This is a genomic window from Serratia sp. CY44782 (genome assembly GCF_052168715.1).
Taxonomy (GTDB): domain Bacteria; phylum Pseudomonadota; class Gammaproteobacteria; order Enterobacterales; family Enterobacteriaceae; genus Serratia; species Serratia nevei.
Map to the genome: position 1 here is coordinate 343096 of NZ_JBJNME010000006.1, position 15152 is coordinate 358247.

At 60.7% G+C, this 15152-nt stretch carries 15 protein-coding genes; 8 read left to right on the top strand and 7 right to left on the bottom strand.

The genetic code is table 11. The annotated features are described in order from the left end of the window. Positions 1-22: 22 nt before the first annotated feature. From ACJ8HT_RS13950 to ACJ8HT_RS13960, 3 genes are read left to right on the top strand one after another with little or no spacing between them, the layout of a single operon-like run. The gene (locus ACJ8HT_RS13950; RefSeq protein WP_060435266.1) at positions 23-445 is read left to right on the top strand and encodes a hypothetical protein; all 423 of its coding nucleotides are present in this window, start codon (positions 23-25) and stop codon (positions 443-445) included. Continuing rightward, complete coding sequence (locus tag ACJ8HT_RS13955; protein ID WP_197652073.1) at positions 442-1830, top strand: FKBP-type peptidyl-prolyl cis-trans isomerase N-terminal domain-containing protein; 1389 nt, start codon at positions 442-444, stop codon at positions 1828-1830. Before ACJ8HT_RS13950 ends, ACJ8HT_RS13955 begins: the two co-directional genes overlap by 4 nt. Beyond that, positions 1827-2492 (top strand): response regulator transcription factor, encoded by a 666-nt coding sequence (locus ACJ8HT_RS13960; RefSeq protein WP_195873615.1) that lies wholly within the window; start codon positions 1827-1829, stop codon positions 2490-2492. Before ACJ8HT_RS13955 ends, ACJ8HT_RS13960 begins: the two co-directional genes overlap by 4 nt. A 54-nt stretch (positions 2493-2546) precedes the next feature. On the opposite strand, the gene ACJ8HT_RS13965 is transcribed toward ACJ8HT_RS13960, so the two are convergent. The 4 genes from ACJ8HT_RS13965 to deoC form a co-directional block, all read right to left on the bottom strand. Beyond that, the gene (locus tag ACJ8HT_RS13965; protein ID WP_197652072.1) at positions 2547-3914 is read right to left on the bottom strand and encodes an L-serine ammonia-lyase; all 1368 of its coding nucleotides are present in this window, start codon (positions 3912-3914) and stop codon (positions 2547-2549) included. A 92-nt stretch (positions 3915-4006) separates the two neighbouring features. Next, positions 4007-5305 carry an HAAAP family serine/threonine permease gene (locus ACJ8HT_RS13970; protein WP_038881129.1) on the bottom strand — a complete coding sequence of 433 codons (1299 nt, stop codon included), beginning with the start codon at positions 5303-5305 and terminating at the stop codon, positions 4007-4009. A gap of 979 nt (positions 5306-6284) precedes the next feature. Further along, complete coding sequence (gene deoR / locus ACJ8HT_RS13975) at positions 6285-7049, bottom strand: DNA-binding transcriptional repressor DeoR (RefSeq protein WP_060421601.1); 765 nt, start codon at positions 7047-7049, stop codon at positions 6285-6287. Positions 7050-7202: 153 nt separating this feature from the next. Then, the gene (gene deoC, locus ACJ8HT_RS13980; RefSeq protein WP_038881133.1) at positions 7203-7883 is read right to left on the bottom strand and encodes a deoxyribose-phosphate aldolase; all 681 of its coding nucleotides are present in this window, start codon (positions 7881-7883) and stop codon (positions 7203-7205) included. A 213-nt stretch (positions 7884-8096) separates the two neighbouring features. Here deoC and ACJ8HT_RS13985 point away from each other — a divergent pair, with 213 nt between their 5' ends. Then, complete coding sequence (locus ACJ8HT_RS13985; protein WP_194571707.1) at positions 8097-8933, top strand: hypothetical protein; 837 nt, start codon at positions 8097-8099, stop codon at positions 8931-8933. A 37-nt stretch (positions 8934-8970) separates the two neighbouring features. Here ACJ8HT_RS13985 and ybjG read toward each other — a convergent pair whose 3' ends face one another. Continuing rightward, complete coding sequence (ybjG, locus tag ACJ8HT_RS13990; RefSeq protein ID WP_060421609.1) at positions 8971-9576, bottom strand: undecaprenyl-diphosphate phosphatase; 606 nt, start codon at positions 9574-9576, stop codon at positions 8971-8973. 5 nt (positions 9577-9581) lie between these two features. Then, positions 9582-10316 carry a phosphatase PAP2 family protein gene (locus ACJ8HT_RS13995; RefSeq protein ID WP_197652071.1) on the bottom strand — a complete coding sequence of 245 codons (735 nt, stop codon included), beginning with the start codon at positions 10314-10316 and terminating at the stop codon, positions 9582-9584. Positions 10317-10463: 147 nt separating this feature from the next. Between ACJ8HT_RS13995 and ACJ8HT_RS14000 the strand changes: the two genes are divergently transcribed. Further along, positions 10464-11309 carry a 5'-methylthioadenosine/S-adenosylhomocysteine nucleosidase gene (locus ACJ8HT_RS14000; protein ID WP_197652070.1) on the top strand — a complete coding sequence of 282 codons (846 nt, stop codon included), beginning with the start codon at positions 10464-10466 and terminating at the stop codon, positions 11307-11309. 140 nt (positions 11310-11449) lie between these two features. Then, positions 11450-11962: a serine protease inhibitor ecotin gene (eco, locus tag ACJ8HT_RS14005; RefSeq protein ID WP_049202226.1), complete on the top strand. Its 513-nt coding sequence runs from the start codon at positions 11450-11452 to the stop codon at positions 11960-11962. Between the two features lie 55 nt (positions 11963-12017). On the opposite strand, the gene ACJ8HT_RS14010 is transcribed toward eco, so the two are convergent. Then, on the bottom strand, positions 12018-12923 hold the full coding sequence (locus ACJ8HT_RS14010; protein ID WP_060440311.1) for a LysR family transcriptional regulator: 906 nt from the start codon (positions 12921-12923) through the stop codon (positions 12018-12020). A gap of 58 nt (positions 12924-12981) precedes the next feature. Here ACJ8HT_RS14010 and ACJ8HT_RS14015 point away from each other — a divergent pair, with 58 nt between their 5' ends. Further along, the gene (locus ACJ8HT_RS14015; protein ID WP_197652069.1) at positions 12982-14151 is read left to right on the top strand and encodes a four-carbon acid sugar kinase family protein; all 1170 of its coding nucleotides are present in this window, start codon (positions 12982-12984) and stop codon (positions 14149-14151) included. Continuing rightward, positions 14148-15149, top strand: a complete 1002-nt coding sequence (gene pdxA / locus ACJ8HT_RS14020; protein WP_149572168.1) for a 4-hydroxythreonine-4-phosphate dehydrogenase PdxA — start codon at positions 14148-14150, stop codon at positions 15147-15149. Before ACJ8HT_RS14015 ends, pdxA begins: the two co-directional genes overlap by 4 nt. Positions 15150-15152: the final 3 nt, after the last annotated feature.

Below are 15152 nucleotides of genomic sequence, written 5' to 3' on the forward strand. Positions count from 1 at the left end.
GTCTACAAGGACAAAAAACGCAATGATGATAAAGCCCCTCAATCGCGCCCTGCGCATGGGCCTGCTGTGCCTGTTGGCGTTGAGCGCCGCTGCCTGTCAAAACCAAAAGTCGGGCAAGCCCGCCGTGAACACCAAAAATCAGGCTGTGCAAGCTCCGTCAGAAGAGGCTTTGCGCAAGCAGCGTGAGGCCGAGCAGCTGCAGCAGTGCCAGGAGCAACTGGGTGCATTGCGCACGATCGACGAGAAACAGTACCAGCGCTATAAACAGGCCTTCGACAGCCTGATGAGCGGCGCTTCGCAGTACGCCAACCTGCGCGCACGGGTAAACGGCGACACGCAGGAAACGGTAGATGCGCTGTATCGCTACAAGGTCAACTATCTGTGCGCCGGGGTGAATCAGGCGGTGTTGACCGGCTTGGCGGATCGCGGGGAACAGGTTAAATGAGGCTGCGCCTGCTGGGCTGTGCGGCTCTGCTGTTCACCGGTGTCGCGCAGGCGGACGACGGCGTGCCGGCGCTGCTGCAGTTTGCCGAGCAGTATCAACGGCAGAACACCGCGCCGAAGAGCGAAAACGCGGCGCCAACCGACCGCGGGGCGGGGCAAAAAAAGCGTGAGCCGGCAAAGCGTCCGTCGGATACCCACCAGCCTGCTTCACCGGCCAAAGCTTTTACGCTGAGCCAGGAATTATTGGCGCGTGACCAACAGCTGGCGCGCCAGCGAATGGAACTGACGGTGTTGCGCCAGGAACTCGCCGCGCTGCGGGCGGAGAAAGCGATGCCACCCGTCGCGACGTTGCCTGATTCGTCAACGCTGCAGCAGTGGATCTCCGGGCTGGGCGCCGCCTGGCGCGGCTCGCCCGATGCGCAGCGCGCCGAGGCGCTGCTGCGGCAGGCGACGCAGGAAACCGCCAAAACCAAAGCGACGGCGATGCAGGCCGAACGGCGCGTCACCGAGCTGGAGTCCGCTGCGCAGGCATCGGTACAGACGCTTGCACAACGCCAGCGCGAGCACCAGGAGGAACTGCACGCTCTGCGTACCGCGCTGGAGGCGAGTGAGCAGAAGCGGGCCGATGAGCAGAAAGTGACCCAGCAGACGCGCGAAGCGCTGTTGGCGCTGCATAAGCGACTGCAATGGGAGGTGACGCCGGAGCAGTTGAAGGATGAACGCAAGCGTTTGTCCTATGCGGCGGGCAGTGCGCTGGGGCGGGATATTCAGGGGGTAGTGACGGAGCGTCAAAGCTGGGGCGTACCGGTGGACCGCGACAGCCTGTTGGCGGGCGTCATCGATAGCGTGTCGGGGCGTTTGCAGCTGCCGCCGGATGAACTGAATACGCTGACGGCGCAGGCGGATGCCGCCGCCATGGCCGCGCGTGAGAAACGCGTTAACGAACAGCGGCGGCGTGATGAAGATTATCTGGCGCAGTTCAGTCAACAAAAGGGCGTAAAACAATCGGCGATGGGCTTTTGGTATCGGGTGGATTACGCCGGAGAGGGCGTGCTGGCGCCAACGGCGGTGGTCGATGTGGTCGTGAAGGAGAAATTGACCGACGGCACGGTGATCCAGGATATGGAACTGAGCGGCAAGGTGCTGTCGCAACCGTTGTCCGAGTATCCGCCGCTGTTCCGGGAGGCGATAAGCCATCTGCATAACCACGGTTCGCTGACGATGGTCGTGCCACCGGCGCTGGCCTACGGCGAAACCGGCTACCCGCCGAAAGTGCCACCTAACGCCACCATGATTTATGAATTACGCATCGACAACAGTCAGGCTCCGACAAAGGGGGCCCAGGCGGTTAAACGGGAAGCCGGAACGGCGGGAGGGCAGGGATGAACACCATGATAAAAATCGCGCTATTTGATGAAAACCGTTACTTCAGCGCCGGTTGGCAGGAGGCCCTGGCGCTGCATTTCAGCACTTACGGCAAGCGCACGCTGTTACTGGATGCGCAGCAGGTTCACGAAGCCGATCTGGTGTTCTGCTATTTTCCTCCTGGCGTGCAAAGCTGCTTTTGTCACTTCTTTGAGGCGCAGGCCGCAGGGCGCAAAACGCTGTATTTCTCGTTGCGAACGCCGGAGGGGCGGCATAAACGCACCGTCGGCACCCGCTGCTCGCTGGAGGCCGGCGTCATTTACCACGATACGCCGCTGGTATCGGCATTGTATCAGGTGAGCGCCGAACTGGAGCGGCGCAGCAAATGGCCGGGCAGGCCGGGTTGTGGCATGAACTGCGTATGCCAGCACCGAGGCCTGACGCTGCGCGAACAGGAGATCATGCGCTGCATGACGCGGGAGATGGGGGTGACGCAAATTGCGCGGATGCTGGACATCAGCGTGAAAACCGTCAGCAATCACAAGATGAGCGTTATGCGCAAGATGGGATTCCGGCGTAATGCCGAACTTTACGGCTGGCTGCGGCACAGCGCCCGTCCCGGCGCCGTGGGGGGGCGAGCTGGCATTCAGCCGGCCGTTGCGGTAGGGAAAGAGCGGCATTGAAACGGCGCCGGCCAGATCGGACCGGCCGGCGCCTTTAGTGATTCGCCGTGGCGGTCAGTTGCAGGCCACGACCTTGATCGCCAGCCCACCCTGGGAGGTTTCGCGGTATTTGGCGTTCATGTCTTTGCCGGTTTCGTACATGGTTTCGATCACCTTATCCAGACAAACTCGCGGTTCGCTGGTGCGGCGCATCGCCATGCGTGCGGCGTTGACCGCCTTGACGGCGGAAATGGCGTTGCGTTCGATGCAGGGCACCTGAACTTGGCCGGCGAGCGGATCGCAGGTCAGCCCCAAATGGTGCTCCATGGCGATCTCCGCCGCGATGCACACCTGCGCCGGGCTGCCGCCCAGCAGCTCGGTCAACCCGGCCGCCGCCATCGAGCAGGCTACGCCCACTTCCCCCTGACAGCCCACTTCGGCGCCGGAGATCGAGGCGTTCATCTTGTACAGCGCGCCAATCACCCCGGACGCCAGGAAGTAGCGGGTGTAGGAATTGGCGTTTACCGGACGGATGAACTTGTCGTAGTAAGCCAGCACCGCAGGGATGATGCCGCAGGCGCCGTTGGTCGGCGCGGTGACCACGCGGCCACCGGCGGCGTTCTCTTCGTTGACCGCCAGCGCGAACATGTTGATCCAATCGACCACGTTCATCGGGTCGATATTGTTCTTATCGCCGGTCACCAGAATGCGGCGCAGCGCGGCGGCGCGGCGTGGCACTTTCATCGGGCCGGGCAGCAAGCCTTCGGTGTTGATGCCGCGTTCGATACCGGCGCTCATCACCTGCCAGACGTCGGCGAAGTGCGCGTCGATATCCGCCTTGCTGCGCAGCGCCAGCTCGTTCTGCATCACCAGGCCGGACAACGACAGCCCGGTGTCTTTGCAATGCTGCTGCAGATCGTGCGCCGATTTGAACGGGTAGGGCACCGGCGTGGCACCCTCGGCGGACTGGCCGAAGTGCTCTTCGTCGACGATGAAACCGCCACCGACCGAGTAATAGGTTTTGCTGTGCAGCAGGCGCTCACCGGCGAAGGCGCGGATGCGCATGCCGTTTTCGTGCAGCGGCAGGTTGTCGCTGTGGAAGTTCATACCGCCGTGCAGCGGGAAATCCACCTCGTGATGGCCGTTGGCCAGCGGCAGGCGGCCGCGCTGTTCGACGTCGCGGATAAAGTCCGGGATGCTGTCGATGTCCACGTCGTGCGGCAGGTTGCCGGCCAGGCCCATGATGATGGCGATATCGGTGTGGTGGCCTTTACCGGTCAACGACAGCGAACCGTACACGTCGACCACCACGCGGGTGGTGTCCTGCAGCTGCTGGTGGGCGATCAGATCGTCGACGAACTGTTTGCCGGCTTTCATCGGGCCAACGGTGTGGGAGCTGGATGGGCCGATGCCAATTTTGAAAATATCGAAAACGCTGACCATGGTCTCGCCTCCTTCTTCAGGTTTCAGGCGGTGAATACGGGAAATGGGGGAGTGCGGGAGGGCCGGCGCGCAGCGGCGCCGGCCGGACGTGATTAGCCGAGCAGGCTGAACACGATAGCAGAGATGGCGATCAGACCCATCACAACCACGAACACGTTGCTGATGTGGCCGCTGTACTTGCGCATGGCAGGCACTTTACGGATGGCGTACATCGGCATCAGGAACAGCAGCATGGCGATGATTGGGCCACCCAGGGTTTCGATCATGCCCAGGATGCTTGGGTTCAGGGTGGCGACGATCCAGGTGGTCACCAGCATGAAGATAGCGGTCATGCGGTTCAGCTTGGCGGTGCTGACGGTTTTGCCGCGGCTCTTCATCGACTTGGCAACCAGGCCGTTGAAGCCTTCACGGGCGCCCAGGTAGTGGCCCAGGAACGATTTGGTGATGGCGACGAAGGCGATAACCGGCGCGATGTACGCGATCATCGGGTTGTTAAAGTGGTTAGCCAGGTAAGACAGAATCGAGATGTTCTGCGCCTTGGCTTCCGCCAGGTTTTCCGGCGTCAGGCTCAGCACGCAGCTGAACACGAAGAACATCACGGTCAGCACCATCATGATGTGTGCATAAGCCAGAATGCGGGAGCATTTTTTCTCGGCGTCTGCGCCGTACTCTTCGCGTTTGGCGACGGCGAAGGCGGAGATGATCGGCGAATGGTTGAAGGAGAACACCATTACCGGGATCGCCAGCCACAGGGTCATGATCAGGCCGTGGCCCATGCCGGTACCGCTGCCGGACAGCGACACGTTTTCGAAGATGGCGCCGGTCCAGTTAGGGATAAGATAGACGGCCAGCAGCATCAGCACTGCGACGAACGGGAAGACCAGGATGCTCATGGTTTTCACGATGGCCTGCTCGCCGAAGCGCACGATGGTCATCAGGCCGACGATCAGGATCAGCGACAGGATGGCGCGCGGTGGCGATGTCATGCCCAACTGGTGGGTGATGAAGCTGTCGACGGTGTTGGTGATCGCCACGCTGTAAACCAGCAGAATCGGGTAGATGGCGAAGAAGTACAGCAGGGTAATCAGCTTACCGGCGGTGATGCCGAAGTGCTCTTCTACCACGGCGGTGATGTCTTCACCGGGATTTTTGCCGGACAGAACGAAACGGCACAGGCCGCGGTGGGCAAAGAAGGTCATCGGGAAAGCGATGATGGCCATGATGATCAGAGGAATCAAACCGCCGATACCGGCGTTGATGGGCAAGAACAGGACGCCTGCGCCGATGGCGGTGCCGTACAGGCCCAACATCCACATGGTATCCGTTTTACGCCAGGTACTGCTGGAGCCCGAGGCCGCAGAGGCAATTGTGCCGGTCTGTGTAGTGTCCATAAATATCTCCGAAGTGAACACGAATTTAAAATTAAAAGGCAAAACTTAAGGTTAAACCGTCAAACGTCCTATTCAGGCAACGCTTGCGGTAAGAATCAGGTGTTGCTTGCGGGGATGTTTTGGCGTCCCCCTGGTTGTTTATTGCGTTCATTACCAAGGCACAGCGCCGGGTAATTCACTAAAGACTTTTCACCGTCACGGGCGATAAAAGTCGTTACCGCTGCCGACAGGTCTTTGCCTGTCGATTTTTGTTGGCGGCAAGATAACGATTTACAGTAGAAACAACCGTGATCCTGCTCTCAAATGCGCAATATGTGCAGTTATCCGCTTTTTTATCGATTTTTCGCGCATTTGTTGCACATTTGTGTAAGATTTTGTGCTGAGAACGCTCTCATAAAGATTTCTGCGATTATGCGGTTTGTACAATAATTAGCCGGATAAAGCGCTGTGCTCAGCAGCAAGCCGAGCAATATATTTTATGCGTGGTTTTGGATCTAGCGAAAAACCCGGATTAAGCAGTTTTAGTGACGTAGATCACATTGTATTTTTAAGTAAAATTCAATTCATCTGTTTGTTTTTAATGGTTTTTAATTAAAAAACACCGCTAATAACGAAGGGAAATTACTTACGTGGTTAGCGGATAAAAATGCGTAACCATTCATCATATAAATAACAGATAACTAACAGGTATTGGCGAGATTTGCTGCAATCGCTTAAACCGCCGTTTATTTAAACATCCCGGCCTTTGGCGCGATTTATCATATAAAAGCCATAAATAGTCGTTAATTCACGCAGCCGACAGCCGGTTTAGCCTGCGAGAAAATAATCACCCGGGTGACCTGTTGCATTTTATTAACCTGATGTTGCGTGCGGATAAGCGAAAAACGCGAATCGATTGCGCATTATTTGTTCATTTTCGGGCGGGGAAAGAAGGGGATTGCAGCGGTGCGCCGTCGGCTTCGACGGCGCAGAAGGCGGATTAATAGCGGGTAGCGATGGCGTTGTCGTTGAAGAACGCCATGAAGTCGGCGTCCGGCTGGCGGTCGCTGATCACCCGATCGAACTGCGTCAGGGGGCCGATGCAGGCCGGTTTGGTTTTGCCGAACTTGCTGTGGTCTGCCACCAGGATCTTTTGCTGCGCCATCGCCATGGCGCGATGCTTCATCTCCAGCTCGTCGAAGTTGAAACAGGTGGCGCCGTGCTGCAGGCTGAGGCCGGCGGCGGAGATAAAGGCGATGTTCGGGCAGATGTGATCGAGCTCGTTACGGCCGCTGACGCTGGAAAAGATGTAGTTGTTCGGTTTGAACTCACCGCCGCACAGGACCACCTTGCAGTTCGGTTTGTCCTGCAGCGCCAGGAAGGTGTTCAGCGAATGACAGACGGCGGTGAAGGTCAGCTCGTCGGCGATGGCGTCGATGATCGCCGGGGTAGTGGTGCCGCAGTCGAAAAACACCGTGTCGTTTTCATTGATTAAGGGGGCCGCCAGCAGGCCAATGCGCCGTTTCTCCGTCACCTGCTTGGCTTTTTGATCGGAAACGAAGTAGTTGGTCACGCCGTTGCTGCGCGGATCGGTCACCACATAGCCGCCGAGCAGCACCACCGCCGCCGGTTCGGCGCTCAGATCGCGGCGAATGGTCATCTCCGAGACCCCCAGCAGCACGGCTGCTTCTTTCAGGTGGATCTTGTCAGCGCGCTTTAACGCCTGAACTAGCCGGTTGATACGTTCTTCGCGCCGCGTTTCCATAGGTCCGTCTTCCCACAGGTAGTAGAGGTAAAAGGGCGTGCCGGCGTGTCCGGCGCTAAACACAACAATGCGGGGCAATATCGGGCCGCCTTGGCCGCCCGTATTGTCCCGCATCGGAGTGTATTGGCTGTGCCCGTCAGGGCATGCCGACGATCAGTAGCTGCCCGCCGCCGGCTGGGCGCCGGAAACGATGGCGACGCCGGAGCTGGTGCCGATACGCGTGGCGCCGGCGTTGATCATCTTCTCGGCGGTGGCGCGATCGCGCACGGCGCCGGAAGCTTTCACGCCCATTTCGCTGCCCACGGTCTCGCGCATCAGTTTGACGTGCTCTTCCCGAGCGCCGCCGGTGCTGAAGCCGGTGGAGGTTTTCACGAAGGCCACATCGAGTTCGCGACACATTTCACAAACCTGGACGATCTGCGCATCGCTGAGCAGGCAGGTTTCCAATATTACCTTCAACGGGATCGCCGCGCAAACCTCGCGCACGGCGGCGATGTCGGCTTTCACTTCGTCCAGCAGGCCGCTTTTCAACCAGCCGACGTTGATCACCATATCGATCTCTTGCGCGCCGGCGGCGATTGCCGCTTTGGCTTCAAAGGCTTTGGCGACGGTCAGGCCGGCACCCAGCGGGAAACCGATCACCGAGCAGACTTTTACGGTGCTTTCCTGCAGCAGCTGGGCTGCCAGCGGCACGTAGCCGGAGTTGACGCATACCGCATAGAAGTTGTGCTGCTGAGCTTCTTCGCACAGTTTGGCGATCTGCAGTTCGGTGGCGTCCATCGCCAGCAGGGTGTGGTCAACATAGCTGGCGTAATCGATGGTTTCGGTGGTCATCGCGATTCCTTAGTGAGGTTAAGACAGTAAACGGGATGGATAATGTGAAAATAATAACATTCAGATGCCGATAAACCTAGTGATGTTTAAAAAATGTCGATCCGATCATCGCTATCAGGCTGTTATAGGTATAACTTAAAGGCGTTTCATTTGTTATTTAAATAACATTCCAGGGCTCGCGACCTGCGCGGGCGCAACGTCGAGGGAAAAAAGATGAAGATCAACATCGATCTGGCTCCTGAAGCTTTCGGGGCGCATCGGCAGGAACTGTTCCGCAATGCGGATTTCGCGGTGAGCACGCATCGCTGTACAGAACGCGGGCCGATGCTGACGTTGGCGAATCATCGTGGCGCACTGACGGTTTTGCCGTATCAGGGCCTCGCGATCTGGGACGCCGAGTTTGACGGTTATTCGCTGAAGTCGGGCCGCCGCAGCGTAAAGGGCGCCGGAAGAAAGCGCGCTGACGATGCCGCGTTCTGCCCTGCCTGGCCGAATCAGGACGGTGATCCGCTGCAGATGCAACGCGTGTGGCTGCAGCTGGCGGGCGATGAGCTGACGTTGCACGGCGAAGGGGAGCGGGCGGGTGGGCGTTGGCGCATCGGCCCGGCGCTGCGTCTGGCGGCGCAGAGCGCGCAGTTCGCCATTGAGATGACGGTCACCAACCTGGCCGAGCGGCCGCAGCCGCTGCGCTATGTGTGTCGCCTCAACTACGGCTGCATTCCCGACGCGGTATTCCGTCAGAACCTGCCGGCGCCGGCGCTGTTGGGGGATGCGCTCGGGCAGGAACTGCTGTGCTCCGACGATCTGTCGCGCTATGTGGATCAGGCCGAGTTCTTTATGCTGGCACCGCAAGGCCGGCGCTATGTGACGCGCTTCGCTACCGGGCAATTCAACTATGGCCTGCGGCGTATCGCCGTTCAGGGCAACCGGCGGCTGCTGGCTTTTATCCAGCCGGCGAACTGTCGCCCGAATGCGCTGGAGGAAGAGGCGGGAATGATGCTGGGAGCGGGAAAAACGCGGGCGTTTTGCGTGACCACCGGCGTGGTGTGAAATAACGGGGCGGTAACGCCCCGGTCATATTGTGCAGTTACTCTTTCACCCAGCCACGGCGAATGGCGAAGGCGAACAGGAAACGATACAGGCGCGACAGCTTGTCGGCGATGACATCGCCGAACAGATTCCACACCAGCTGGGCGAACAGGCAGCCGACCAGGCCGAGCAGGAAACCGCCGACCATATCCAGCGGCCAGTGCACGCCGAGGTAAACGCGTGACCAGGCGATGCCGACGGCGACGATCATCAGCAGCACGCCGGACCAGACCCGGTGCCAGAACAGGAACGCCAGCGCAAAGGTAAAGATGGCGGTGCCGTGATCGCTCGGGAACGAGCTGTCCGGCGCATGTGCCAGGAAGGTATAGCCAACGCCGGCAACGAACGGGCGTTCATGCGGCAGCAGCGCGCCGATGGTGGCGGCGGCGAGCATGGCGAACAGCAGCGCGATAGTGGTTTTTGCTACCACCTGGCGTTGCGAAACCAGCTGGCTTTGCGGCCCCCACAGCCACAGACCGACGATCAGCAGCGGCACGATAATGATCAGATCGCGCGCCAAAAAGGTGGCGAAATCGATCATCCACTCGGGAGACGCCGGGGTCGCATTGATCCAGGCGAAAAGAAAATGGTTCAACTGTTCCATAACCGTTACCTCGTCTTGCGGCGCCAATAGCCGCTAACCGTCCAATAAATAGCCAACTGGCTTAACCAAACCCACCAACCCGCCCACAGGTTATGGGTAAGAAAATGGGCGCCGCGCATGATCTGGCCAAAGCCCATCAGCATGCCGAGCGCAATGCCGCCACACCAGCACCACCAGGCCAGGCGCGGACGCTGCGGATAAAACAGGAAAAACAACGCCATGATCGCGAAACCGCTCGAAGCGTGCCCGCCGGGGAAGCAGCGGCCGGGGCCCGGCAGCGCCGGTACCGTGCCAAACAGCGGGAAGGACATCGCCTTGCCGCCGTACTCGATCAGATCCCACGGGCAGGAGTGCGCGCTGGTGGCCTTGAGAATGCCCACCACCAACGGGCCGATCCCGATCAACAGCATGGTCACGATCAGGCGCGCGCTGCGGCGATAGATGCTCCAAAACAGCGTCAGCACCGCCCCGACGATCACTATTTGCTTCAGCAGGCGGTGGTTGATCAGATCCAACCAATAATTGTTTTGCCACGGGAAATGCCCGCTGGCGGGATCGTACCAAAAGTTGCTGATCGCCCAGTCCAGCTGTTCGTTGCGGGAGAGCCACAGGAACAGCAGGCCGCTGATCAGCAGGCCAAAAACCTGCCAACGGTAAAAGGATGCCGGCAGGGAGTAAAGGGCGGTTGTCTTAATTTGCGGTGCCGTTGAGGATTGATTTAATGACGATTCTGGATTCACGCGCAGGCTCGGTGGCAGGATTGAATAACGCCACTGTAATAATTCTGTCTTAAGAAAACCTTAGTCCACCGGTAAGAAAACCCTATCCGAGGCCACCGCCTTCGGCTAAGGTAATCGTTTGCTTTTTTTCGGGATGAGAGTGTGGTGATGCAGAATAAAGCGCGTGTCTTACTGTTGGCGGCTGCCGGTGCGGCCTTTTCTCCGCTGAGCTTTGGCCAACCTGCGGCCGCCGGGCCGATCGTGGTGCAGGGCGCCATGCCGGTGGAGGCGGAACGTTTTGCCCAGCGGTTGGAAAACCCGCGCGAGGAGCAGATCGGCGGCTGGCGCTTTTGGCACGGCACCGTAGACGGCTACCCGGTGGTGGTGTCGGAGACGCTGAAGGGCATGTCCAACGCCGCGGCGGCCACGGCGATCGCCGCCACGCAGTTTCACCCGGTGGCGATCATCAACCAGGGTACCGCCGGCGGCCAGGATCCGGCACTGAAAGTATATGACATCGTGCTGGGCAAATATTCGGTCAATCTCGGGGCGTTCAAAACGCCGGCCAAGGCGTTGGGGGAAGGCAGCGACTCGCGGCAGTGGCAGCCGATGGATCTGTTGGCTTCCAAAGGCAGCGCCGGCGAGGACAAAAAGGCGCATAGCCTGCGTCAGTTTCCCGCCGACCCCAACCTGCTGGCGATTGCGCAAGGCGTTAAGAGCGATTACCGACAGGGCAAGGTCGTGGAAGGGGTGATCGGCTCGGCCGACGTATGGAACAGCGAGCTGGATCGCATTCGCTATTTCCACGACCGCTATCGGACGTCGGTCGAAGAGATGGAGACCGCCTCCGCCGCGCAGATCGCCGCCGAGTTCAAGGTGCCGTTCGTCGGCATTCGCGTGTTGTCCAACAACATCACCAATCAGGGCAAATACGATCCGCAAACCGGGCTGGCATGCCAGGATTATGTCTATCAGGTGGTGAAGGCCTATGTTGCCAACCTGAAGAAACGCTGAGTCATTACTCCGGTTAATCGGCGATATCAGGCGATTGTCACTATTGATCGCCTATTGTAAAGAAGATTAAACCTGTGGCGAGCTTGGCTGTAGTGTATTAGTTTATAGGCGGATTATTTGACAACGTGTAGGGATAAAACATGAACAAGGCATCCGTTGTATTTTCTGGCCTGCTGATGGCCGTTTCCGCCGGCGCCATGGCGGCGACCTCTGGTGATGATGCGGATATCAGCAAACAGCCGCTGGAAAAAATCGCGCCTTACCCGAAAGCCGAGAAGGGCATGAACCGCCAGGTGATCTACCTGCCGAAGCAAGAGCACGAAGAGAACTACAAGGTGGAACTGCTGATCGGCAAGACGCTGGAAGTGGACTGCAACCGCCACATGATTGGCGGCACGCTGGAGACCAAAACCCTCTCCGGCTGGGGCTATGACTACCTGGTGCTGGAGAAGCTGTCCGATCCGGCCTCCACGTTGATGGGATGCCCGGACAACACCAAGACCAAGCAATTCATCGCCGCCAACCTGGGTGATGCTGCGATGCAGCGCTACAACAGCCGCCTGCCGATCGTGGTGTACGCGCCGAAAGACGCGGAAGTGAAATACCGCATCTGGAAAGCCGAAGACACCGTAAGCCAGGCCGAACAGAAGTAATCGCCGTCTGACGCCACTCCGCTTGCCCTGCGCGGCAGGCGGAGACTTTCCCCCGTTACGCTTTTTTTTCGCCCACCAACACCGCCCGTTCGGTTTCTTCCCCCATGGCGATCAGCCAATCCAACACCGTTGAGAAGATCGCATCCTCCTGGGCGTCGGCCTGGGTCATCAGCACGTAATCCGTCCCGTCAGGCGCAAAGCCATATGGCGCCACCAGTGCGCCGTTGACGATATCATCCGCCACCAGCGCCAACGGGCCGATGCCTATACCGGCACCGGCGACCGCTGCCTGTAGGCTGAGATAGAAATGTTCGAAACGCAGCTCGTTGCCCGGCCGGATCTCGATGCCGCTGTGGGCACACCAGTCGCGCCAGGCATACGGGCGCGTCTCGGTGTGGAGCAGGGTACCGCGCAGTTCACGCCCCGCCGCGGCATGCTCCCGGCGGCATACCGGGCCGACCCGTTCTTTGAGGAACGGGCGGGCGACCACGTCGTCGGCGATCGGGAAATCGTTGCGGCGAATCGCCAGATCGATGCCTTCACGCGAGAAGGCGACGGCGCCGCCGGCGGAGACCAGCTGCAGATCGCGCTCTTTCCCCACCGCCTGCTGCAAACCGGCCAGACGCGGGATCAGCCAGCGGATCAGAAAGGTCGGCTCGCAGGAGATCACCAACGGGCGATTCTGATGATGCCGACAGGCGCGGTCGATCGCCGACTGCAGGTTGTCCAGCCCCCGGCCGATCTCGCTCGCCAGCTCTTGCGCCTGCGGCGTCGGATGCACCATGCGGCTGGTGCGTTGAAACAGCGCGAATCCCAGGGTCTGCTCGAATTCGCGCACCGCGCGGCTGACGGCGCCGTCGGTGACGTTGAGAGATTTGGCGGCTTTCGACACGCTGCCGTACCGCACCGTAGCTTCGAAAGCCCGCAATACCGCCAGGTTAGGCAATCTTCGTTGACGCACTGCGCCCCCTTTTGATTGAGTTTTTGTCAATCATCGATACTACGCAAATCGTTTTTTATTGCCAGCCAAATCCGCCAAAGTGTGCATCACTTTCCACTTACGGGTAACTGCGATGATTGCCATTCTCGCCGATGATCTTACCAGCGCGCTCGACGGCGCGGCCCCGTTCGCCGCACGCGGACTGAACGCCTGCGTCATGCTGCGCCTGCCCGATGCCGCGTTGCAGGACGCGGAGATCGTCGCCTTCGATTTAGATTCCCGCTTCGTTTCGCCGGAGCAGGCGGAGCGGCGTTTTCGCCATGCCGCCGCCTGCGTGAAACCGGCGCGCCTCATCTACAAAACGGTGGATTCCACGCTGCGCGGCAATCTGGGGCCGGAAACGCGCGGGGCGCTGACGGGCAGCGGGCGCCGTCTCGCCATCGTCGCGCCGGCCTTCCCGGATGCCGGCCGCACCACGGTGGGCGGCCGGCAATACGTCGACGGCGTCGCGCTGGAGCAGACCGCCTTTGCGCGCGATCCGAAGAACCCGATCGTCACCGGCTACGTCATGGAGCGCATGGCGGGGCTGGAGCCGACGCGCTTTCAGGTATTCGACGCCGCAGACAACGGCGAGCTGGATGAGGTCGTGAGGCGGATTGGCATTGCCGAACCGGTGGTGTGGGTGGGATCGCCGGGCCTGGCGGCGGCGCTGTCGCGTGCGTTGTCCTCGGAGGAGAACGCGCCGCCCGCTCAACCGCCGCTGCGAGCCCGCAAGGTGCTGGTGGCGATTGGCAGCCTGCATCCGGCGAATGACGCCCAGCTGGCAAGCCTGCGGCAGGCGGGCGCGGTGCTGGTCACGCTGCCGGAAGCGGCCGATCCCGAGGCGGTAGCGCAAGAGGTGCGAGCGGCGTTTGCGCGTGCCGATGTGGTTTGCCTGATGTCGCCCCGGTCGCGAGCGGCCGCGGCGGATCATGCCGCGGCGCTGGGCGCGGTCGTCAGCCGTTGCACGCCCGCCTTCGACGGGCTGGTGGCGACCGGCGGCGATACCGCGCGGCGCATCGTCGACGCCATGGCGGCCGGCTCATTGACGCTGTTCGGTGAGGTGGAACCCGGCGTGCCTTTCGGGTTGTTAAATCTGCCGGGCCGCAGGCTGCCGTTCGCCACCAAGGCGGGCGGTTTTGGCCGGGCTGCCACGTTGTTGAACTGCGTAACCCGGTTGCGCGCTGACCGAGAAGGAGAAGAACGATGACCCTTTCCACCTTGCCGCTGGCGATAACCATGGGCGATCCCGCCGGCATCGGGCCGGAGATCATCGCCAAACTGGCGGCCACAGAGCGGTTGAGCACGCCTTATGTAGTGATTGGCGATGCCGGTGCCCTGGCGCGCGCGGCGGCCAGTCTGGGGCTGACGCTGCACATCCGCGAGCTGCCCGCCTCGCTGGCGGGATGGGACGAAGCCTGGATGCGGGGAGAAACCGCCGTCTATTCCGCCGGCGTTGCGCTGCCGGCGGACTTGCCCCTCGGCAGGCTCGATAAGCGCGCGGGCGCGGCGTCTTATGCCTGGGTGGTTGCCGCCATCGATCTGGCGTTGGCGGGGCGTATCGCCGGCATCGTCACCGCGCCGCTGAACAAGGAGGCGATGCGCCTGGCGGGGATCGATTATCCGGGGCACACCGAGATCCTGGCGGCGCGCTCGGGCACCCCGGACTTCGCCATGATGCTGGCCAACGACGAGCTGCGGGTGATCCTGGTTTCCATTCACGTTTCGCTACGGGACGCCATCGACGCGGCGACCGTGGAAAACGAACTGCGCGCGTTTCATCTGGCGCAAACGGCCTGTCGGGCGCTGGGCATTGCGAAACCGCGCATTGCGGTGGCCGGCCTGAATCCGCATGCCGGGGAGAATGGCCTGTTCGGCCGCGAAGATCTTGACGTCATCGTGCCCGCCATCGCCCTGGCACGGGAACAGGGGTTGGACGTCAGCGGCCCCTGGCCCGGCGATACCGTTTTCATGCGCGCCCGGCGCGGGGAGTTCGACATTGTGGTCGCCCAATATCACGACCAGGGCCTGATCCCGGTGAAATATCTCGGGGTGGATCATGGCGTTAACGTCACCGTCGGCCTGCCGTTTATCCGCACCTCGGTCGACCACGGTACGGCGTTCGATATCGCGGGCAGCGGACGGGCGGAACACGCCAGCCTGCTGTACGCCTTCCGGCAGGCGGAAAAAATGTTGCACGCCCAATAACTC

Bases quoted from the DNA above. Each gene is read 5' to 3' on its own strand.
- ACJ8HT_RS13950 (WP_060435266.1), top strand. From the start codon at position 23: ATGATGATAAAGCCCCTCAATCGCGCCCTGCGCATGGGCCTGCTGTGC.
- ACJ8HT_RS13955 (WP_197652073.1), top strand. From the start codon at position 442: ATGAGGCTGCGCCTGCTGGGCTGTGCGGCTCTGCTGTTCACCGGTGTC.
- ACJ8HT_RS13960 (WP_195873615.1), top strand. From the start codon at position 1,827: ATGAACACCATGATAAAAATCGCGCTATTTGATGAAAACCGTTACTTC.
- ACJ8HT_RS13965 (WP_197652072.1), bottom strand. From the start codon at position 3,914: ATGGTCAGCGTTTTCGATATTTTCAAAATTGGCATCGGCCCATCCAGC.
- ACJ8HT_RS13970 (WP_038881129.1), bottom strand. From the start codon at position 5,305: ATGGACACTACACAGACCGGCACAATTGCCTCTGCGGCCTCGGGCTCC.
- deoR (WP_060421601.1), bottom strand. From the start codon at position 7,049: ATGGAAACGCGGCGCGAAGAACGTATCAACCGGCTAGTTCAGGCGTTA.
- deoC (WP_038881133.1), bottom strand. From the start codon at position 7,883: ATGACCACCGAAACCATCGATTACGCCAGCTATGTTGACCACACCCTG.
- ACJ8HT_RS13985 (WP_194571707.1), top strand. From the start codon at position 8,097: ATGAAGATCAACATCGATCTGGCTCCTGAAGCTTTCGGGGCGCATCGG.
- ybjG (WP_060421609.1), bottom strand. From the start codon at position 9,576: ATGGAACAGTTGAACCATTTTCTTTTCGCCTGGATCAATGCGACCCCG.
- ACJ8HT_RS14000 (WP_197652070.1), top strand. From the start codon at position 10,464: ATGCAGAATAAAGCGCGTGTCTTACTGTTGGCGGCTGCCGGTGCGGCC.
- eco (WP_049202226.1), top strand. From the start codon at position 11,450: ATGAACAAGGCATCCGTTGTATTTTCTGGCCTGCTGATGGCCGTTTCC.
- pdxA (WP_149572168.1), top strand. From the start codon at position 14,148: ATGACCCTTTCCACCTTGCCGCTGGCGATAACCATGGGCGATCCCGCC.